21 protein-coding genes are annotated in these 19973 nt (G+C 69.2%); 15 read left to right on the forward strand and 6 right to left on the reverse strand.

Going from position 1 to position 19973, the window contains the following annotated elements; genetic code table 11:
• Position 1: 1 nt before the first annotated feature.
• Both EV648_RS12950 and EV648_RS12955 read left to right on the forward strand, forming a co-directional pair.
• Positions 2-1522, forward strand: a complete 1521-nt coding sequence (locus tag EV648_RS12950; RefSeq protein WP_132289713.1) for a M17 family metallopeptidase — start codon at positions 2-4, stop codon at positions 1520-1522.
• A 139-nt stretch (positions 1523-1661) separates the two neighbouring features.
• Positions 1662-2609 carry a YncE family protein gene (locus EV648_RS12955; protein WP_132289716.1) on the forward strand — a complete coding sequence of 316 codons (948 nt, stop codon included), beginning with the start codon at positions 1662-1664 and terminating at the stop codon, positions 2607-2609.
• Between the two features lie 61 nt (positions 2610-2670).
• Here the strand turns inward: EV648_RS12955 and glgA are convergent, their stop codons facing one another.
• Both glgA and EV648_RS12965 read right to left on the reverse strand, forming a co-directional pair.
• Positions 2671-3828: a glycogen synthase gene (glgA, locus tag EV648_RS12960; RefSeq protein WP_199234572.1), complete on the reverse strand. Its 1158-nt coding sequence runs from the start codon at positions 3826-3828 to the stop codon at positions 2671-2673.
• A gap of 17 nt (positions 3829-3845) precedes the next feature.
• Positions 3846-4382: a GNAT family N-acetyltransferase gene (locus EV648_RS12965; protein ID WP_132289719.1), complete on the reverse strand. Its 537-nt coding sequence runs from the start codon at positions 4380-4382 to the stop codon at positions 3846-3848.
• Positions 4383-4447: 65 nt separating this feature from the next.
• Here EV648_RS12965 and glgC point away from each other — a divergent pair, with 65 nt between their 5' ends.
• Genes glgC through EV648_RS13005 form a run of 8 tightly spaced genes read left to right on the forward strand, consistent with a single transcriptional unit; the run spans position 4448 to position 12522 of the window.
• Positions 4448-5674, forward strand: a complete 1227-nt coding sequence (gene glgC, locus EV648_RS12970) for a glucose-1-phosphate adenylyltransferase (protein WP_132289722.1) — start codon at positions 4448-4450, stop codon at positions 5672-5674.
• Positions 5671-6963, forward strand: a complete 1293-nt coding sequence (gene kynU / locus EV648_RS12975; RefSeq protein ID WP_132289725.1) for a kynureninase — start codon at positions 5671-5673, stop codon at positions 6961-6963. Before glgC ends, kynU begins: the two co-directional genes overlap by 4 nt.
• Positions 6960-8270, forward strand: a complete 1311-nt coding sequence (locus tag EV648_RS12980) for an NAD(P)/FAD-dependent oxidoreductase (protein WP_132289728.1) — start codon at positions 6960-6962, stop codon at positions 8268-8270. Before kynU ends, EV648_RS12980 begins: the two co-directional genes overlap by 4 nt.
• Complete coding sequence (locus EV648_RS12985; protein WP_132289731.1) at positions 8267-9775, forward strand: 2-hydroxymuconic semialdehyde dehydrogenase; 1509 nt, start codon at positions 8267-8269, stop codon at positions 9773-9775. Before EV648_RS12980 ends, EV648_RS12985 begins: the two co-directional genes overlap by 4 nt.
• Positions 9772-10221, forward strand: coding sequence for a RidA family protein (locus EV648_RS12990; RefSeq protein WP_132289734.1), 450 nt, complete (start codon positions 9772-9774; stop codon positions 10219-10221). Before EV648_RS12985 ends, EV648_RS12990 begins: the two co-directional genes overlap by 4 nt.
• 4 nt (positions 10222-10225) lie before the next feature.
• On the forward strand, positions 10226-10744 hold the full coding sequence (locus tag EV648_RS12995) for a 3-hydroxyanthranilate 3,4-dioxygenase (RefSeq protein ID WP_132289737.1): 519 nt from the start codon (positions 10226-10228) through the stop codon (positions 10742-10744).
• Positions 10745-10799: 55 nt separating this feature from the next.
• Entirely contained in the window at positions 10800-11807 is a 1008-nt protein-coding gene (locus EV648_RS13000; protein ID WP_132289740.1) for an amidohydrolase family protein, read from the forward strand.
• Positions 11800-12522 (forward strand): S9 family peptidase, encoded by a 723-nt coding sequence (locus EV648_RS13005; RefSeq protein WP_132289743.1) that lies wholly within the window; start codon positions 11800-11802, stop codon positions 12520-12522. Before EV648_RS13000 ends, EV648_RS13005 begins: the two co-directional genes overlap by 8 nt.
• Positions 12523-12546: 24 nt before the next feature.
• Here the strand turns inward: EV648_RS13005 and EV648_RS13010 are convergent, their stop codons facing one another.
• From EV648_RS13010 to EV648_RS13020, 3 genes are all read right to left on the reverse strand, one after another.
• Positions 12547-13566 carry a Fic family protein gene (locus EV648_RS13010; protein WP_199234573.1) on the reverse strand — a complete coding sequence of 340 codons (1020 nt, stop codon included), beginning with the start codon at positions 13564-13566 and terminating at the stop codon, positions 12547-12549.
• A 201-nt stretch (positions 13567-13767) separates the two neighbouring features.
• Positions 13768-14442, reverse strand: coding sequence for an O-methyltransferase (locus EV648_RS13015; RefSeq protein ID WP_132289749.1), 675 nt, complete (start codon positions 14440-14442; stop codon positions 13768-13770).
• 144 nt (positions 14443-14586) lie between these two features.
• Positions 14587-15369 carry a DeoR/GlpR family DNA-binding transcription regulator gene (locus EV648_RS13020; RefSeq protein WP_112244167.1) on the reverse strand — a complete coding sequence of 261 codons (783 nt, stop codon included), beginning with the start codon at positions 15367-15369 and terminating at the stop codon, positions 14587-14589.
• Between the two features lie 101 nt (positions 15370-15470).
• Here EV648_RS13020 and EV648_RS13025 point away from each other — a divergent pair, with 101 nt between their 5' ends.
• Entirely contained in the window at positions 15471-16352 is an 882-nt protein-coding gene (locus EV648_RS13025) for an SIS domain-containing protein (protein WP_132289752.1), read from the forward strand.
• A 36-nt stretch (positions 16353-16388) separates the two neighbouring features.
• On the opposite strand, the gene EV648_RS13030 is transcribed toward EV648_RS13025, so the two are convergent.
• A complete protein-coding gene (locus tag EV648_RS13030) occupies positions 16389-17582 on the reverse strand; it encodes an MFS transporter (protein WP_241995099.1) in 1194 nt (397 codons plus the stop codon).
• A gap of 86 nt (positions 17583-17668) precedes the next feature.
• On the opposite strand from EV648_RS13030, the gene EV648_RS13035 reads away from it, so the two are divergent.
• The 4 genes from EV648_RS13035 to EV648_RS13050 all read left to right on the forward strand — a co-directional run bounded on the left by EV648_RS13035 (position 17669) and on the right by EV648_RS13050 (position 19972).
• Positions 17669-18223: an ABATE domain-containing protein gene (locus tag EV648_RS13035; protein ID WP_132289755.1), complete on the forward strand. Its 555-nt coding sequence runs from the start codon at positions 17669-17671 to the stop codon at positions 18221-18223.
• 25 nt (positions 18224-18248) lie between these two features.
• A complete protein-coding gene (locus EV648_RS13040) occupies positions 18249-18470 on the forward strand; it encodes a biotin/lipoyl-binding carrier protein (RefSeq protein WP_112244158.1) in 222 nt (73 codons plus the stop codon).
• A 159-nt stretch (positions 18471-18629) separates the two neighbouring features.
• The gene (sigE, locus tag EV648_RS13045; protein WP_132290598.1) at positions 18630-19364 is read left to right on the forward strand and encodes an RNA polymerase sigma factor SigE; all 735 of its coding nucleotides are present in this window, start codon (positions 18630-18632) and stop codon (positions 19362-19364) included.
• A complete protein-coding gene (locus tag EV648_RS13050; protein WP_132289758.1) occupies positions 19361-19972 on the forward strand; it encodes an anti-sigma factor in 612 nt (203 codons plus the stop codon). Before sigE ends, EV648_RS13050 begins: the two co-directional genes overlap by 4 nt.
• Position 19973 lies beyond the last annotated feature (1 nt).

The following is a 19973-nucleotide window of genomic DNA, read 5'->3' on the forward strand; positions in this document are numbered from 1 at the left end:
GGTGGCTCGCCGAACCGCTGCGCGCAACGTCTTTCCCACCCTGCCGGCTCTGACCTGGCAGCCCGGGCTCCCTGTCCACGGCTCCCACACCTGGGTGATCGTGGTCGGCGAAGCCGGTCTGCCCACTGCCGCCAAGGAGGCTGGTAAGCGACTGGGCGTCGACCTGGACCGGCTGCTGGAGGTGCAGCAGTCGACCGGCTTCAGTCCGACCGCCGGCGCTACGGCGGCGTACCCGCTGTTGGCCGGCGAGGTGGCCGAGGTGCTGCTCGTCGGCGCGGGTGACGGTTCGGCCGCGGACCTGCGACACGCCGGTGCGGCGATCGCCCGGTTCGGCCGCGGCAAGGACGAGCTGACCACGGTCGTTGCCGAAGGCATCGAGGATGGGGCGCTGCAGGCGTTCGCCGAGGGGATCGCGCTCGGGTCCTTCACCTTCCACCGCAAGACCGTCGACCCGGGCAAGCCGGCCGTCGAGCGGATCAGCCTGACGGACGGCACCAGCAACGACCGGACCGCCGTACTCGACCGGGGCCTGGTGATCGGCCGGACCGGCTGGCTGGCCCGTGAGCTCGCCACCACGCCGTCGAACGAGAAGGACCCGGCCTGGCTCGCCGCCCGCGCGACCGAGCTCGCCGGCGTCACCGGCCTCGACGTCCGCGTCTGGGACGAAAAGCAGCTCGCCGCCGACGGCTTCGGCGGCATCCTCGCGGTCGGCCAGGGTTCCACCCGGCCGCCGCGGTTCATCCGCCTCGACTACGTCCCCGAGGGCGCGAACAAGAACACGCCGTACGTCGTCCTGGTGGGCAAGGGGATCACCTACGACACCGGCGGGCTGTCGCTCAAGCCGCGCGAGAGCATGGTGTCGATGAAGCGCGACATGACCGGCGGCGGCTCGGTGATCGCGACGATGTCCGCCCTGCGCGAGCTCGGCGCCAAGATCAAGGTCACCGGCCTGATCTGCTCGGCCGAGAACATGCCGTCGGGCACGGCGTACCGGCCGGACGACGTGATCCGGCACTACGGCGGGCGCACCACCGAGGTCAAGAACACCGACGCCGAAGGGCGCCTGGTGCTCGCCGACGGACTCGCGTACGCCGTGAACGAGCTGAAGCCCGACGCACTCGTCGACATCGCCACGCTGACCGGGGCGATCAAGGTGTCCCTCGGCTCGATGCTGTACGGCGGGCTCTTCGCCACGGACGACGCGTTGGCCGACAACCTGGCCGGCGCGGGTGATGCCGCCGGGGAGCGGCTGTGGCGGATGCCGTTGCCGGACGTGTACACCGATCTGATCTCGACCCCGATCGCCGACTCGGTGAACAGCTCGAAGGGCCCGGGCTCCATCACCGCGGCCCTCTTCCTGAAGGCGTTCTCCGGCGGGCTCCCGTGGGCGCACCTCGACCTGTCGAGCATCGCGGAGTCCCAGCGCGACGAATATGAGTACTCCCTGGGCGCGACGGGTGCGGGTGCTCGCCTCCTCACCACCTGGCTCACCACAGACAACCCGACCGCCGGCATCAGCTAGGCGATTCAGGCCCGCCGACGGCTGACCACGCTGGGGGAGCGGTGGCTGGCGGTGGGTGATGGCTGATGCCTGAGCCTGGACCGGTGCGCGATGCAGGCCTAGCTTCGAAAGAGGGGAGGCACTGTTCAGGGAGGGCATCGTGCGCAGAATCAGCAGGCTGCTGGCTGTCGTGCCGGCGATTGTCTTGACGATGGGAATGGCCGCGCCGTCGGTGCGGTCCGTGCCACTGCCGGACGATTTCTCGCCGGAGGGCATCGCGGCAGGCACCGGAAGGACCGTGTACGTCGGGTCGCTGCGGGACGGGGACATCTATCGGGCGGATCTGCGCACCGGCAAGGGGGCGACGTTCATCGATGCGCCCGCGGGCAGGGTCGCGGGCGGGATGAAGTTCGAGCGGGCCCATCACCGGCTGTGGGTCGCCGGCGGTCCCACCGGGCACGCCTACGTCTACGACACTCGCAACGGCAAGCCGCTCGCCGACCTCGCCCTCGGAACGGCCGGTGCCTCACTGATCAATGACGTGGCATTGACGAAGGACGCCGCCTACTTCACCGACTCGTTCAACCCGGTGATCTACAAGGTCCGGATCGGCCACCACGGCACGATCGGCAGCGCGCGAGCGATTGCTCTGAGTGGACCGGCAGCGACGATCGTTCCCGGCGGCTTCAACCTTAACGGGATCGCGGCTGCGAACGGCAGGCTCATCGTCGACCACACCGACCTCGGCAAGCTGATGACGATCAACCCCAGAACCGGCTCCAGCCGCGAGATCGCGGTCACCGGCGGCGCGCTCAGCGCGGGCTCGCTGGACGGCATCCTGCTGCGCGGTAAGAAGCTGTACGTCGTCGAGAACTTCACCGAGAGACTGGTGACGCTCAAGCTCAGCCATGACCTCCGCACCGCGCGGATCGTCGCGACGGTCACCGACGCGGACGTGAAGGGCGCCTTCCGCATCCCGACCGCGGTCGCCGAGCAGAACGGCAAGCTCGCCCTCGTCAACGCCCGCTTCGACGTCGGCCTCCCGCCGCCGCTCGGCACGGGAGTACCGCCAGGCACCGACTACAACCTGGTGGTCCTCCACAAGTAGCTCAAGCAAACCGCAACCACCGCTGTACTCCGTGGCGCGCCCTCGGGGCGCCGGACGCCACCTACTGGAGGAGCGACTGGTACAGGGTGATCGTGCGGTCGGCGACCGCGTCCCAGCCGAACTCGGAGACGGCTCGGGCGCGCCCGGCCTTGCCCATCGACTCGGCTTTGGACGGGTTGGCGACCAGGTCGTTGATGCCTTCGGCCAGTTGGCGTTCGAAGGTTGGGATGTCGTTCTCGTCGTACGGGACGAGGGTGCCGGTGACGCCGTCGTCGACGACCTCGGGGATGCCGCCGACGGCGCTGGCGACGACGGCCGTTTCGCAGGCCATGGCTTCCAGGTTGACGATGCCGAGCGGCTCGTAGACCGAGGGGCAGCAGAAGGCCAGGGCGTGGGTGAGGACCTGGCGGACATCCTCGCGGGGGAGCATCTCGGAGACGACGAAGACTCCGTCGCGGGCGGCCTTCAGTTCGTCGATCAGCGCGTCGGTCTCCGCCTTGAGGTCAGCCGTGTCGGCCGCGCCGGCCAGCAGGACGAGTTGCACCGACGGGTCCAGCTGGAGGCCGGCGCGGAGCAGGTGCGGGACGCCCTTCTGCCGGGTGATCCGCCCGACGAAGGTGACGTACGGGCGACTCAGGTCCACCCCGAGCCGCTCGAGCACGTTGGTCGCCGGGTCCGGGTGGTAGAAGCCCGCGTCGATGCCGTTCGAGATCACCTGGACCTTGGCCGGGTCGATCGCGGGGTAGCAGTCGAGGACGTCGTCCCGCATCCCCCGGCTCACCGCGACCACCGCGTCCGCGGCCTCGTACGCCGTCCGCTCGGCCCAGCTGGACAGTCGATAACCGCCGCCCAGTTGCTCCGCCTTCCAGGGTCGCCGGGGCTCCAGCGAGTGCGCCGTCACCACGTGCGGTACGCCGTACAGGAGCTTGGCCCAGTGGCCGGCCATGTTCGCGTACCAGGTGTGGGAGTGCACCAGTTCGGCCGAGCCGACGGCCGCGGTCATGGTCAGGTCGGTGGACAGGATCCGCAGTGCCGCGTTCGCCTGCGGGATCCGCGGGTCGTCCTCGGAGTGCGCGATCGCGCCGAGCCGTGGTTCGCCCATGCAGTGCACCTCGACGTCGAGCTTGCGGCGCAGTTCGCGGACCAGGAAGTCCACGTGCACCCCCGCCCCGCCGTACACGTCCGGAGGGAACTCACGCGTCAGGATCGCGATCTTCATCCCCCGACCATAGGGCATCAGGACACGCGGGTGGGGACCCAGAAACGGAGCTTTCCGTGGCGTTCGTCCTCGAGTTCGCCGCCGGCCGCCTGGATGACTTTGCGGGACGGTTCGTTGTCGCTGTCGCAGGTTACGAGCGCGGGATCGATGCCGAGCCGGGCCGCGAACGGCAGCGACTGGACCAGCATCTGGGTGCCGTACCCCTTGCGGCGGGCAGACGGCCGTACGACGTACCCGATGTGGCCGCCGAGCTCCAGCAGGGCGGGGGTGAGCCGGTGCCGGATGGAGAGCCGGCCTAGCCACTGGTCCGCCTCGACGAACCACAGCACGGTCTGGTGCACGAGTTCGGAGGGCATCTCGGTCTCCTCGTCCGCCTCCGCCAGGATCGCGTCGATCAGCTGGGCGAACTGCTCGGGATCCTCCGCCTCGGCCCGGGTCCACTGGTCGTTCAGCCCCGCGGCCCCCATCCAGCGCTCCTCGTGCGGCTCCAACTCGTCCCACGCCTCGAGGAACGAACAGTGAACGGCAACAGTCGGCTCGACGAGGGTTGGCATGGTCCTAGTGTGGCGACACTCGCAACCGTCTATTGCGAAGGGCCGAGCGAAGCTAAGGTGCGGACATGGCGAAGGCACCCAGAGTTCTCGGAATCGTGCTGGCCGGCGGCGAGGGGAAGCGGCTGATGCCGCTGACGGCGGACCGGGCCAAACCGGCCGTGCCGTTCGGCGGCAGTTATCGCCTGATCGACTTCGTGCTGTCCAACCTGGTCAACGCGGGCTACCGCAACCTGTGCGTGCTGACGCAGTACAAGTCGCACTCGCTGGACCGGCACGTCACGCTCACCTGGCGGATGTCGACCCTGCTGGGCAACTTCGTCACCTGCGTGCCGGCCCAGCAGCGGCTCGGCCCGCAGTGGTACCAGGGCAGCGCCGATGCGATCTACCAGTCGATGAACCTGATCAACGACCATCAGCCTGACATCATCGTCGTCTTCGGCGCGGACCACGTGTACCGGATGGACGCCTCGCAGATGGTGGCGGCGCACGTCGAGCGCGGCAACGGCGTCACCGTGGCCGGCATCCGGGTACCGCGGATCGAGGCGTCGGAGTTCGGCGTGATCAAGACCGGCGACGACGGGCACACGATCGCGGAGTTCCTGGAGAAGCCGGCCGACCCGCCCGGGCTGCCGGACTCGCCGGACGAGACGTTCGCCTCGATGGGCAACTACGTGTTCACCGCGGACGTGCTGGTCGAGGCGCTGCGCAAGGACGCGGCGAACCCGGCCTCGCGGCACGACATGGGCGGCGACATCGTCCCGATGCTGGTTGCCGAGGGCAAGGCCGGGGTCTACGACTTCAAGGACAACGACATCCCGGGCGCGCTGGAGCGGGACCACTCGTACTGGCGCGACGTCGGTTCGCTGGACTCCTACCACGAGGCGCACATGGACCTGGTCTCGATCCAGCCGGTGTTCAACCTCTACAACCACGACTGGCCGATCTTCACCTCGCACCCGCAACTGCCGGGCGCCAAGTTCACCGACAACGCGACCGTCGGCGAATCGATCGTCTGTGCCGGCTCGATCATCTCCGGCGCGATCGTGGACCACTCCGTGCTGGGCGCCAACGTGATCGTCAGCGCGGGCGCGAAGATCGACCACGCGGTCATCATGGACAACTGCAAGATCGGCGCCAACGCGGTGCTGAAGAACGTCATCCTGGACAAGAACGTGATCGTGCCGGAAGGGGTGAAGATCGGCGTCGACCCCGACCTGGACCGCGAGCGCGGCTTCACGGTCAGCAAGGGCGGCGTGACGGCGATCGGGAAGGGCACGGTCATCGAGGCGTGAGCGCCGCAGCAGCCGCCGAGGCCGAGTCCGAATCCGGGGCCCGGTCGCTGGACGCAGCCGACCCGGGCCACCGGGAGCTGTTCGACATCCCGCGGGCGGACGGCGGCCCCTACCCGGACGTGGCGTACTTCGCCGGCAACTCCCTCGGTCTGCGGCCCAAGGCGACCCGGACCGAGTTGCTCGAGGATCTCGACTCCTGGGCGGCACTGGGCGTCGAGGGCCACCTGGACGCCGCCAGGCCGTGGTTGCCGTACCACGAACTGCTCACCGGCCCGGCCTCCCGCCTGGTCGGGGCGCTCCCGAGCGAGACCGTGGTGATGAACTCGCTGACGGTCAACCTGCACCTGCTGATGGTGTCGTTCTACCGGCCGACGCCCGAGCGCTTCCGGATCGTGATCGAGGACTCGGCGTTCCCCTCGGACAGCTACGCGGTCCGCTCGCAGGCGCGCTTCCACGGCTTCGACCCAGACGACGTGGTTGTCCGACTCCGCCCACGCGAAGGCGAGGACTGCCTCCGTACTGCGGACGTCGTCGAGCGGCTGGGATCCGATGTGGCCCTGGTCCTCCTGGGCGGCGTGAACTACCTGACCGGCGAGCTGATGGACATTCCGGCGATCACCGTCGCGGGTCACGCCGCCGGTGCGGTGGTCGGGTGGGATCTCGCGCACGCGGCCGGGAACGTCCCGCTCACCCTGCACGACTGGGACGTGGACTTCGCCGCCTGGTGCTCGTACAAGTACCTGAACTCCGGCCCGGGAGCACTCGCCGGAGCCTTCGTGCACGAGCGCCATCTGGGTGACCCGTCGCTGCAGCGGTTCGAGGGGTGGTGGAGCACGGACGCGGCCAGCCGGTTCGAGATGGCCGCGGTGTCGCGTCCCCCCGCCTCGGTGGACGCCTGGCAGGTGTCGAACCCGCCGATCTTCTCGATGAGCCCGGTCCGGACGTCCCTCGAGCTGTTCGACAAGGTCGGCATTGGGACTCTCCGCGAGCGCAGCGTCCGCCTCACGGCGTACCTGGAGAGGTTGCTCGCCGGCGTCACGCCGGGCCGGCCGCTGCAGGTGATCACGCCGACCGACCCGGCTAGCCGCGGCGCCCAGCTCTCGCTGCGGATCGGCGGCGCCCGTACTGCGGGGGAGCTGGCGAAGGTGCTCCGCTTCGAGTTCGGGGTGATCGCCGACGCCCGCGAGCCCGACGTACTGCGCCTCGCGCCGGTGCCGCTCTACTCGACGTACCACGATTGCTGGCGCGCGGCACAAGCGCTGGCCGAGACAGTTCCGGAGAATGCATGAGTGAGCGTGTTGGCATCGTCGGTGCTGGGCTGGCGGGGAGCCTGCTGGCGTGCTTCCTGGCGCGGCGGGGTCTGAACGTCACCCTGTACGAGCGGCGGCCGGATCCGCGCGGCGGCCAGGCCGAGCGCGGGCGGTCGATAAACCTGGCGATCTCGGAGCGCGGCCTGGACGCGTTGCGCCGGATCGACCTGGTCGACCAGGTGATGGCCGACGCGCTGCCGATGAAGGGGCGGATGATCCACCCGGTGGAAGGGCCACTGGACTTCCAGCAGTACAGCGCGAGCGGTGAGCGGGCGATCAACTCGATCAGCCGGGGTGCGCTGAACAACGCCCTGCTCGACGCCGCCGAGGCTGCTCCCGGGGTGGAGATCCGCTTCGAGCACCGGCTGCTCGAGCTCGACTCGCAGGCCGGGAAGCTGATCTTCGAGACACCCGCGGGCAAGGTCGAGGCGCATGCGGACGTAGTACTGGGTGCGGACGGGGCCGGGTCCGCAGTACGGGGGCAGTTGCTGGCTGAGGGGGCTTTGAGCGAGGAGGTTGACTTCCTCGACTACGGGTACAAGGAGCTGAGCATCCCGGCGGCCGGCGGCGAGTTCGCGCTGGACCCGGGAGCACTGCACATCTGGCCGCGCGGGACGTCGATGATGATCGCTCTGCCGAACCCTGATCGGTCCTTCACCTGCACGTTGTTCTGGCCGACGGGCAGCTTCGACGCGCTGAACACCTCCGCGGCTATCGAGGAGCACTTCCGCACGCACTACCCGGATTTGTTGCCGTTGGCCCCTGAGTTGGTCGACGACTACCGGCACAACCCGGTCGGCGTACTGGGCACCGTGCACACCCAGCCATGGCAGGCGCACGGGCGGACGGCACTGGTCGGGGACGCGGCGCACGCGATCGTGCCGTTCTACGGGCAGGGCGCGAACTGTGCCTTCGAAGATGTGGTCGAGCTGGACCGCTGCCTCGGTGACACCGGTGGATCCTGGGCGCGGGCGCTGCCGTTGTACGAGCACCGGCGGCGGGAGAACACCGAGGCGATCGCCGAGATGGCGCTGGCGAACTTCGTCGAGATGCGGGACAAGGTCGCCTCCCCGGTGTTCCGCCTCGGCAAGCGCATAGAGCACGCCCTCGAACGCTTCCTCCCGGGCCGCTACGTCTCCCGCTACGAACTCGTCTCCTTCTCCACCGCCCCGTACGCCGATGTCCGCGACCGCGTCCACCGCCAGCACCAGTACCTCGCCGCCGCGGTCCTCGCCGGAGCCGCGGTGCTCGGCGCCGCGGCCCGCGCGGGCAGGAGACGACGATGAACGCGACGTTGTGGCGGTCGGAACTGTTGACCGGGGAGCCGAGTGAGGCGGGGCTGCTGCGGAACTTCGTCGACGGCGCTTTCGTCTCCAGCGGGTCGACTTTCGCCAAGCTCAGCCCCGTGACCGGGCAGAAGATCTTCGATGTCTGCGAGGCGGACGCCGCGACGGTGGATGCCGCCGTGACCGCGGCCCGGGCTGCGTTGAGGGGCCCGTGGGGGACGATGAGCGAGCAGGAGCGGTCGGTGATCCTCCGGCGGGTCGCCGACGAGTTGGAGCGCCGCTTCGACGACCTGGTGGCCGCCGAGGTGGGCGACACCGGGAAGTCGATCAGCCAGGCCCGCACGCTCGACATCCCGCGCGGCGCGGCGAACTTCCGCGCCTTCGCCGACTTTGCGACCACCGCGTCCACCGAGTCGTTCACGACCACCCTCGCCGACGGCCGCCGGGCGCTGAACTACGCGGTCCGCAAGCCCGTCGGAGTGGTCGCGATCATCGTGCCGTGGAACCTCCCGTTGCTGCTGCTGACCTGGAAGGTGGCCCCGGCGCTTGCCTGCGGCAACACTGTGGTCGTGAAGCCTTCGGAGGAGACCCCGTCCTCGGCCACCGTTCTCGCCGAGGTGATGGCGGAGGCCGGAGTACCGGCTGGTGTCTTCAACCTCGTGCACGGCTTCGGTCCGTCCTCGGCCGGGGAGTTCCTGACCAAGCATCCGGGGGTCGACGCGATCACCTTCACCGGGGAATCCGCGACCGGCAGCGCGATCGCCAAGGCGGCGGCAGACGGGGTCAAGGCGACGTCGTTCGAGCTGGGTGGCAAGAACGCGGGCCTGATCTTCGCGGATGCCGACCTCGATGCGGCTGTCGAGGGATCCGTCCGCTCGGTCTTCACCAACGGCGGCCAGGTCTGCCTGTGCACCGAACGCCTCTACGTCGAACGCCCTGTGTACGAGGAGTTCTGCTCGCGGCTGGCCGCGCGGGCGAGTGAGCTCACGTTCGGCTGGCCATCGGACGAGGCGACAGTGAACATGCCGCTGATCTCGCAGCAGCACCGCGAGAAGGTCCTCGGGTACTACGAGCTGGCGCGGTCGGAGGGAGCCAAGTTCCTCGCGGGCGGCGGCGTCCCGACCTTCGGGGATGCCCGCGACAACGGTTGCTACGTCCAACCGACGGTGGTCACCGGACTGCCGGCGGACGCCCGGACGAACACCGAGGAGATCTTCGGCCCGATCTGTCACATCGCCCCCTTCGACACCGAGGAGGAGGCGTTCGCCCTGGCCAACAACAGCAAGTACGGGCTGGCGGCAACCGTCTGGACCCGCGACGTCGGCCGGGCACACCGTGCGGGCGCGGCGCTCGAGGTCGGCATCGTCTGGGTCAACACCTGGTTCCTCCGCGACCTGCGGACTCCCTTCGGCGGCGTCAAGCTGTCCGGGATCGGCCGCGAGGGCGGCAACCACTCGCTGCACTTCTACTCCGAGCTCACCAACGTCTGCGTGGAGTTGTCATGAGCTCCGACGCGAAACTGGTGGCGGGGAAGGCGACACCGCGCGGGCGGTTCCCGCACGTGAAGGTGGCGAATGGGTTCGCCTATGTGTCGGGGACGTCGAGCCGGTTGCCGGACAACACGATCGCGGGCGCCTCGGTCGACGAGTTCGGCACGACGACGCTGGACATCCGCGTGCAGACCCGGGCGGTGCTGGAGAACATCCGGGACATCCTGAAGGCCGTCGATGCCGACCTGAGCGACCTGGTCAGCGTCACGACGTACCTGGTGTCGATGAACGACTTCGGTGGCTACAACGAGGTGTACGGCGAGTTCTTCGACGAGGACGGGCCGGCCCGCACCACGGTCGCAGTACATCAGCTGCCCCATCCTCAACTACTGATCGAGATCCAAGCCGTTGCGGCCATTCCGGCTGATCGACGCAGCCCGCAGCAGACACTGGAGAGGTGACGTGATGGTCAACCTGGAGTCGACGAACTTCCCGGACTGGATCGAGAACAACAAGCACCTGCTGAAGCCGCCGGTCGGCAACAAGCAGATGTTCCCCACCGGCGACGACTTCATCACCATGGTGGTCGGCGGGCCGAACCAGCGCACCGACTTCCACGTCGACCCGTACGAGGAGTTCTTCTACCAGATCAAGGGCACCATGCACGTCGACGTGATGACGGACGACGGGCCGGGCCGGGTCGACATCAACGAGGGCGAGATGTGGGTGCTGCCGCGCAACATGCCGCACTCGCCGCAGCGCGACGCGGACTCGATCGGCCTGGTGATCGAGAGGGTCCGGGAGCAGGGCACGCTGGAGAAGTTCCGCTGGTACTGCGCCAACTGCAACGGCATCGTGCACGAGGCGGAACTGCAGGTCAACGACATCGTCGAGGACCTGCCGCCGGTGTTCAAGGCGTTCTACGACAGCGAGGACGCCCGCACCTGCCCGAACTGCGGCACGGTCCACCCAGGCAAGGGCTGATGCGGGAGAGCGGGCAGCTTCGGCGGCAGCGTGCGGTTCTCGCGGCGGAGTCCGCGTGACGGCGCGGACCGTCGACGTCCACACCCACCTCGTCCCGAAGGGCTGGCCTGACCTGGCCCAGGCTTGTGGCGGGGAGGGCTGGCCGTGGTTGCGGATCGACTCCGAGCGGGCCGCGATGATCATGGTGGGGGAGAACGAGTTCCGCCCGATCGGGCCGCAGACCTGGGACCCGGCGGTGCGGCACCAGGACATGGCGGCCGACGGCGTCGACCTGCAGGTGGTGTCGCCGACGCCGGTGTTCTTCGCCTACGACCGGCCCGCCGACCAGGCGGTGAAGGTGTCCCGGATCTTCAACGACCTGACCCTCGAGACGCTGGCCGGCGACGACAGCCTGGTCCCGTTCTGCCAGGTGCCGCTGCAGGATCCGGAGGCGGCCTGCGCCGAGCTGGATCGTTGCCTGGCCGCCGGACACGTCGGGGTGGAGATCGGCAACCACGTCGGCGACAAGGATCTCGACGACGCCGGGATCGTTGCCTTCCTCAAACACTGCGCCGAGGTGGGTGCGCCGGTACTGGTGCACCCGTGGGACATGCCGGGTGGGCCGCGGCTGGATCGCTGGATGGCCCGCTGGCTGACCGGGATGCCCGCGGAGACGCATCTGTCGCTGCTGGCGATGATCCTGGGCGGTGCCTTCGACGAACTGCCGCCGTCGCTGCGGCTGTGTTTCGCCCACGGTGGCGGGAGTTTCGCGTTCTGGCTGGGCCGGGTGGAGAACGCCTGGCACCGGCGCGGCGACGTCGTACGGGGGCGGTCGCAGCATCCGCCCAGCCACTACCTGGACCGGTTCTCGGTCGACACCGTGGTGTTCGAGCAGGCGGCGTTGCGGTTACTGGTTGACACCCTCGGCGAGGATCGGGTGATGGTCGGCAGTGACTACCCGTACCCGCTCGGTGAACGTCCCGTCGGGGAGGTTGTCCGGCGGGCCGACTGGCTCTCCGAGGTGCAGCAGGTCAAGCTGCTGTCTGACAACGCCCTGCGTTTCCTAGGGAGGTCAGATGAGTGAGAACCGCTCTGTCCTGTCCCGCGAGGCCGCCGACCCGGACGAACTGCTCCGGTACGGCGACCACGAGGACCAGGTGATCGACGTCTGGCACGCCAAGGAGTACCGGCCCGCGATCGTGTTCATCCACGGCGGGTTCTGGCGGCCGGAGTACGACCGGGTGCACGCCCGGCCGCTGGGGGAGGCCCTGACCGCCGAGGGGTGGTCTGTAGCGTCCATCGAGTACCGCCGGGAGCCGGGGACCCCCGACGCCACCATGGACGACGTACGGGCCGCTCTGGACAGGCTGCCGGACCTGATGGACCTCCATGCGGGCTTCGTCCTCGCCGGCCACTCGGCGGGCGGCCAGCTGGCGTTGTGGGCCGCGGCAACCATGAATCCGGTCCGACTGCGCGGCACCGTCGCCCTGGCCCCGGTGGCCGACCTGCTGATGGCAGACCGCCTCGGCCTCGACGACGGCGCGGTACAGGACTTCATCGGCAGCGGCGTCCGCAACGACCTGGACCCGGTCCGCCTCCCGGCGCCGATCACCCCGGTCTCGATCGTCCACGGCACCGGCGACACCCGCGTCCCCATCACCATCGCCGACTCCTATGTCTCCGCCCACCCCACCGCCCGCCTGATCCCCGTCCAGGGCGCCGGCCACTACGACGTCATAGACCCCCAAACCGACGCGTGGCACCAGGTAACCGCCGAACTAACCAGACACTCCAGCTGATCTCATATCCGCCTGAGCGACTTGCTAGGCGGGTGAGCCGCTCGATCTGATGGGTGCGATCCGCCGCCAGCGCGCGGCCCGGCCGGTGCCGTCGGGCATCACCAACTTGTCTGCCTTGAGCTGATCGAGAACCAGCCTGATGGTCTGGTCGCTGATCCCGGGCAACGCCTCCCGAATGTCCGCCAGTTTGAAGACGGGCGCGGCGTGCTTGAGCACGTGAGTGCGGACTCGCTCCTGCTTGGTGCTGCCGGACCGGTCTGCCGCTGCCCTGCGAGCAAAGGTGTCGTACGCGGATGCGAGAGTGGCGACGAAGTAGCTGAGCCACGGCCACGGATCGGCCTTGTCCTCATGCCAATCGGAGGTCGAGCGGAGCAGCGTGTCGTAGTACTCGTCGGCGGTATCGGCGATGGACTGTTCCAGCGACACCCACCGGCAGACTTCATACCCGGCGTCGATGAGCAACGCGTTGGTCAGTGCCCTGGCAACTCGACCGTTGCCATCAGCGAAGGGGTGGATGACCAGCAGGTCGAGGATCGCCAGGCCGACCAAGAGGATCGGATGGTGGCGCGATGCCGCCTGCGCGGCCTGGTAGCGCTCGAGCAGATCGGCGAGGTAGCTCTCCGTCTTCGCCGCGGCGACGGGTACGAAACGCACCGTCACGCTGCCGTCGGGCGAGCGGTCCACCACGAGGTTGTCGTCGGTCTTGAGTCGACCGCCGTCCAGGGCGGTCTCCGACCACAGCAGCCGGTGCAGGTGCAGGATCAGACCGACGTTCAGCGGATGCCAGTCCTCCTGGAACAGGTAGTCGAGCGTCTTGCGGTAGCCCGCGAGTTCCTGCTCACTGCGGTTACGCAGTACTCCGGCGTCGCCGTTGATGATCCGCTGGGCCCTGCGCGTGTCGGGAACGACCACACCTTCGATCGCCGACGACGCGGTGATGCTCTGGACCCGGGCACGACTCGCGAGTTCGGTCAGCAGGGCCGGCAGTTGATGCCGGTAAAGCGCTTCGCTTCCTCGGCCGGTGTCGATGTCCCGGAGACGCATCACAACCTGTGAAGGCACCCGGCCTATGAGTCGGTCGAGCTCGGCGAACGAGCGCATGCAGAACCCCCTAACAACAACCGACAATCATACTAATCGGGACGCCGATTAGCGCCAATGTCGGTTTTGTTGGGTAGTTCTACCACATCCTTCCTCACTCTCTGCAACTGTTATGCGCAGTAGGTGACGAAGGGGAAGTGGGATTCAGGCGCGCTTGACGGCGGCGAGGAGGCCGTCGCCTGCTGGGAGGAGGGCGGAGACCAGGTCGTCGTTCTCGCGGATCGCGCGGATGAGGTCGCGGATGGCGTTCGTGTCGGGGTCGCGGTGGGAGGGGTCGGCGACGCGGCCTTCCCAGAGGGCGTTGTCGAAGGCGACGAGGCCGCCTGGGCGAAGCAGGCGGAGGGCTTCGTGCAGGTACGCCGTGTACTCGCGCTTGTCGGCGTCGCAGAAGACTAGGTCGTAGTGGCCGTCGGTGAGGCGGGTGACCACGTCCAGCGCGGAGCCGGCGATCAGCCGGAAGCGGTTCGAGGGGACGCCCGCGTCCAGGAACGTCTTGCGGGCGAGGCGCTGGTTCTCGGCGTCGATGTCGACTGTGGTCAGCGTGCCGTCGGTGCGCATCCCGCGCAGCAGCGCGAGCCCGGAGACGCCGGTGCCGGTGCCGATCTCGACGACCGCCTTGGCGCCCACCGCGGCGGCCAGCATGCTCAGCGCGGACGCCGCGCCCGGGCCGATCGCGGAGATGCCGCTGTCCTCGGCGCTCGCCCGTGCACCGGTGACGACCTCGTCCTCACCGGTGTAGTCCTCGGCGTAGGCCCAGGACGTGGGGTCGATGCCCGTGGCGATGATGCCCTCCCTGATCGATGCCGCTGCGGTACTCATCTAGGCCGAAGCCTAGCGTCCCGGGGCGCTCAGCCAGCGTCTCCCGCGCGGAGGCTGCGCACTCTTGCTCGTAACTTCGGCCCTTGAGCAGATATGATCGTGCTGACAGGTCAGAGACCACCCTTGAAGGAGGTGCGGGCGATGTCAGGACCGAATGACGTCGATGCCGGCTTCCTTGAAGACGGCCAGCTGGGACTCGTCCGCCTGGGCGTCGGTGACGAGGGTGTCGATCTCGCTGAGCTCGCAGATCCGGGCGAAGGCCCGCTGGCCGAGCTTGCTGGAGTCGGCCACCACGACCACCTTGGCCGCGCGGCTGACGATCAGCTGGTTGATGTTCGCCTCGCCCTCGTGGTGGGCGGTGGCGCCGGTCTCGTCGATCCCGTCGACGCCGATGAAGGCGATGTCCAGCGACAGGTCGGCCAGGATCCGGTGCGACAGCGGGCCGATCATCTCGTACGACTGCGGCCGGGCGACGCCGCCGGTGAGCACCATCTTGACGTGCGGCCGGACGATCAGCTCGTTGGCGATGTTCAGCGCGTTGGTGACGAGGGTGAAGGCCGGCTCACCGTGCTCGGCGGACAGCTCCGGCCGGGTGGCCAGCGTCCGGGCCACCTCGGAGATCGTGGTGCCGCCGTTCATGCCGATCACCATGCCGCGGCGGACCAGCGTGGCGGCGGCCTGCGCGATCCGCTGCTTCTCCGACGCGAAACGCGCAGTCTTGTAGCGCAGCGGCAGGTCGTACGAGACCGCGTTGGCCACCGCGCCGCCGCGGGTACGGGTCAGGAGTTGCTGTTTTCCCAGGTGGTCCAGGTCGCGCCGGATCGTCGCCGCGGACACGTGCAACTGCTCGGCGAGCTCGTCGACATCGATCGCGCCCTTCTCCGCGAGCGACTCGAGCAACGTGTTCAGACGTTCATAACGTTTCACCCGGGGGTCCTCCTTCACACAATCGGTCAGCCGGACGGCTGCCGGTTGGCACCATTCGATCACGTTCGAGCAGTTTCGACCATTACATCTCCGGAGACGACATGACCGACACGCCATTCGTGAGCACTGAGATCGCCACTCAGCCCGACCTCTGGCGGCAGGTGTCGACCGGTTTCGCGCAGTACGGTGGCGCATTGCCCACTCCCGGTCAACGGGTTGCAGCCGTCGGCTGCGGCACCTCCTGGTTCATGGCGATGGCGTACGCCGCGCTGCGGGAGGACCTCGGCCAGGGCCTGACCGACGCGTTCGCGGGGTCTGAGTTCCCGGCCGGTCGCGAGTACGACGCGGTGGTGGTGATCAGCCGGTCCGGTACGACGACCGAGGTGCTCGAGCTGATCCGGCAGACCAGCCTCCCGACGATCGCGATCACCGCGACGCCGGGGTCACCGATCGTCGACCTGGCCGACCAGACGATCCTGCTGGACTTCGCCGACGAGCAGTCCGTCGTACAGACCCGGTTCGCCACCACGACGCTGGCCTTGCTCCGGGCGTCGCTGGGGGAGGACCTGACCCAGGCCGCGGCCGATGCCGAGACGGCGCTCACGGTCGACGTGGACGAACTGGCGAAGCTGGAGCAGGTCACCTACCTCGGCACCAGGTGGACCGTCGGCCTGGCGCACGAGGCCGGCCTGAAGCAGCGCGAGGCGGCGTCGGCGTGGACCGAGGCGTACCCGGCGATGGACTACCGGCACGGCCCGATCGCCATCGCCCAGCCCGGCCGCGGCGTCTGGATCTTCGGTACTCCGCCCGAGGGCCTGCTGCAGGACGTGGCGGCGACCGGCGCGACGATCGTCCACCACCCCGACCTCGACCCGATGGCCTCCCTGGTGGTGGCCCAGCGGGTGGCGGTCGCCAAGTCCCTCGCCCTGGGCCTCAACCCGGACCAGCCCCGCAGCCTCACCCGCTCGGTCATCCTCGACTGACACCCTGCCCACGCCGCTGCGGCTGCTGCGCGAGGCTCAGAGCCGGGCCGGGGTGACGGCCCGGCCGAGAGTCGAGAGGTAGCCAAGAGCCGAGGCGGCGAGGAGTGCTGCTCCCACGGCCAGGAGCGCAGTGTGGGTGCCGACAACCGGCACCAGGAGTCCGCCGGCGGCCTGGCCCAGGGCGGCCGCGCCGACGCGCAGGCTGGCGGCTGTGGTGCTCACGCGGCCCTGCAGTTCAACAGAGCTGTACTGCTGACGCGCGGAGAACATCGCCGGCAACATCGGCCCCTCCAGAAGACCGGTGGCAGTGGCGAGCACCAGGAGGACGGCAAGGCTCGATGCGAGCGGCCAGGTGGTGAAGGCCAAGCCGTAGAGCGCCACCGACACCATCACTACGTGCTCGGGGCGCCAGCGGGTCTGCCAACGCCCGAGCAGCAGGGCTGTCGCCACGCTCCCGATCTCCAGAGCAGTCCACAGGTACCCCGCGGCGGACCTCGGAGCGCCCAGCGACTCCATGTGCAGCGGCAGCGTGATCAGCAGGACGCCCATGACCCCCATGAGCAGCGTGGTCGTGACAGTGGAGGCCCGCAGCCGCGGAGTACGGGCCAGGTGTGCCAGGCCGGCCACTACCGAGCCCAGGAAGGGCTCTCGGTCAGCGACGTCGATCGCGGCAGGTAGTGCGGGCAGCCGCATGATCGCGAAGATGCTGAGCGTCGCGGTGACGGCAATGACCGCTGCGGCAGCTTCGACCGAGACAGCAGCAGCGATCGTGGCAGCCGCCGCCGGACCGGTAATCGTGGCCGCACCGAAGCTCGCTGCCTCCAGTGAGTTCGCCCGCGCCAGCAGCGGCTGGGGGACCAGGCTCGGCAGCATGCTGGTGAAACCCCCGCTCACGAGCGGCAGCGTCGTACCGGCGAGAGCGGCCAGGGCCGGCGTGACCCAATGAGCGGTGTGACCGACTACGGCGAGCATCGCCAGCATCACCGCGCCCAGGACAGCCTGGTTGAGGCCGAGCGCAGTACGCCGGTATGGCGTGCGGTCGAGCCAGGTGCCGAGCAGCGGGCCGGTGATGACCGCGGGGAGGGCGTAGGCGGCTCCGGTAAGACCAGCCAGCGCCGGGCTGTCCATGCGCTCCAGCACGAGCAGCACGAGCGTGAACGCCACCATCTCGTCCCCGACCCGGGCCAGCGTCGCGGCGAGGTAGTAGCTCGCCGGCAGCCGCTCGGACATCACCTGGCCTCCTGTAACGCATAAGCAGTCGTTACGCGTTACGCTAACAAAGCCGTTACGATGCCGCCACCGGAAAGGAAGTTCGCGTGGAGACCCTGCAGACACCGGACCGGCTGATCCGGCTCGCGGTGGACCTGGTGAACACCAAGTCGCTGGACCCGGAGAAGCTGACCTCACCCGAGGCGCTCGACAGGTTCCTGCTCGACCATGGCGAGCCCACCGCGGACGTCGACGAGGACGACCTCGACCAGGTGAAGGCGGTCCGTGAGCGGATCCGCCCGGTCTTCCACGCCGAGCCCCGCGACGCCGCGATGATCCTGAACGACCTGCTCGCCGAGTACGCGGTACGGCCCTATCTGTCCGACCACGACGGCGCCCCGTGGCACCTTCATGTGGCGCGACCGGAGGCGACCTGGGCCGAGTGGCTTGCCGCCGGTACTGCGCTCGGCCTGGCGGGGTTCGCCGCCGGGCACGGGTTCGCCGCGATCGACTCGTGCGCCGCCGAGGACTGCGAGCGGGTGTTCGTGAACCCGGCCGAGCGACGCCCCCGCCGCTTCTGCACGCCTACGTGTTCCAGCCGCACCCGCGTAGCGTCGTACCGGGCCCGCAGAGCAGCTGGCGACGGCACTAGGATCGACTGAGGATCCAGGAGCAGAGGAGTGCACGTTGAGTCACACCGTGGTGGCAGAGCTGGTGGCGAACGTCCAGAAGGTCACCGCCAAGGCCGGGGACACGGTGGGCCCGGAGGACACCCTGGTCATCCTGGAGTCGATGAAGATGGAGATCCCGGTGCTCGCCGAGGTGGCGGGCACCATCACCGAGATGAAGGTGTCCGAGGGCGAGGTCGTCCGGGACGGGGATCCCATCGCCGTGATCGAAGAGAAGTAGAAGTCAAACGTTGATGTCAGCTCGCGCGTCCAGTGCTACGAGTGCGATCACCGGGCCGGGGAACTTCCCGGTCACGGAGGCCGTTGACCCGTCGTACCGGCATCTCAGGGTTCAACCCGGGTGTCCCCGACGTGCGCAGAGGACGGTGAACGCGGCACCATGGTGGTCACGCTCGTTGCCCCGCAGAGTGCGGATCGCAGGACGGGTACCCAGGGAGGCGTTGCCGTGAAGCCGGTCGACATCTCCGTGGCGCCTGCGTTCGCACCCCAGCAGACCCCCGCCGAGGCCGAGTCCAAGGTCCAGGCCGAGGCCGACGCCGAGGTGCTGCCGTCCTGGGACGAGATCGTCCGGACCCACTCGGCCCGCGTCTACCGGCTGGCCTACCGCCTGACCGGCAACAAGCACGACGCCGAGGACCTGACCCAGGAGGTCTTCGTCCGGGTCTTCCGGTCGTTGTCGTCCTACACGCCGGGCACCTTCGAGGGCTGGCTCTACCGGATCACCACCAACCTCTTCCTGGACGGCGCCCGCCGCCGGCAGCGGATCCGCTTCGACGGCCTGCCCGACGACGCGCACGACCGGCTGCCGTCCAAGGGCTCGGGCCCGGCGGAGAAGCTCGACCACGACCTGTTCGACCACGATGTGCAGGACGCGCTGGACGCGCTGCCGGAGGACTTCCGGGCGGCCGTGGTGCTCTGCGACATCGAGGGCATGACGTACGACGAGATCGCGGACGTGCTCGACGTGAAGCTGGGCACCGTGCGCAGCCGGATCCACCGCGGCCGCTCGATGCTGCGCAAGCACCTCGAGCACCGTGCGCCGCGGTCCGGCCAGACCCGTGTCAGTGGCCCGCCCGCCGACGGGCCGTTCGGTGCCGGAGGTGACGACCGGTGACGCTGCAACACCCCCTGGACAAGCTGAGCGCCGTTGTCGACGGTGAGCTCGACCACGATTCCCGCGACAAGGTCCTGAGCCACCTGGTCGGCTGCGACGCCTGCCGGTCGGAGGTGGACGCCCAGCGCCGGCTGAAGACCCGCCTGGCGGCCACGCCGGACCCGGAGCCCTCGACCGACCTGATGCAGCGGCTGCTCGGCGTTCCGTCGTTCTCCCCGGAGCCGCGCGAGGAGGTCCGTCCGGTGCTCACACCGGCGATCTCGCTCAGCCCGCAGCGCTCCGCGTTCCCCGCCGCCCGGACCGGAGCCACCCGTCCTGGCACCCGTGCGGCAACCCGCTCGCGTCGGCGTACCGGAGTACTTGGTGCAGCCGGTTCGGCTGCCGCCGTCGCGTCACTGCTCGGTACTGCGTTCGTGCTGGGTGACCCGGCGCGGCAGGAGCAGCCGCCGGTGCTGCAGCCGCCCGTGGCGAGCTTCTCCTCCGACCACGCCGCCGCCACGAACGGAACCCCGTTCGCGGATCCGGTGGCCCTGCTGAACTCCTTCAACGGGGCTGGCTACGCCGGGCTGAGCCCCACGCTGCAGCCGGTGGCTCTGACGGGGCGCTGAG

The organism is Kribbella sp. VKM Ac-2568 (assembly GCF_004345365.1).
In the GTDB taxonomy this organism is placed as follows: Bacteria; Actinomycetota; Actinomycetes; order Propionibacteriales; family Kribbellaceae; genus Kribbella; species Kribbella orskensis.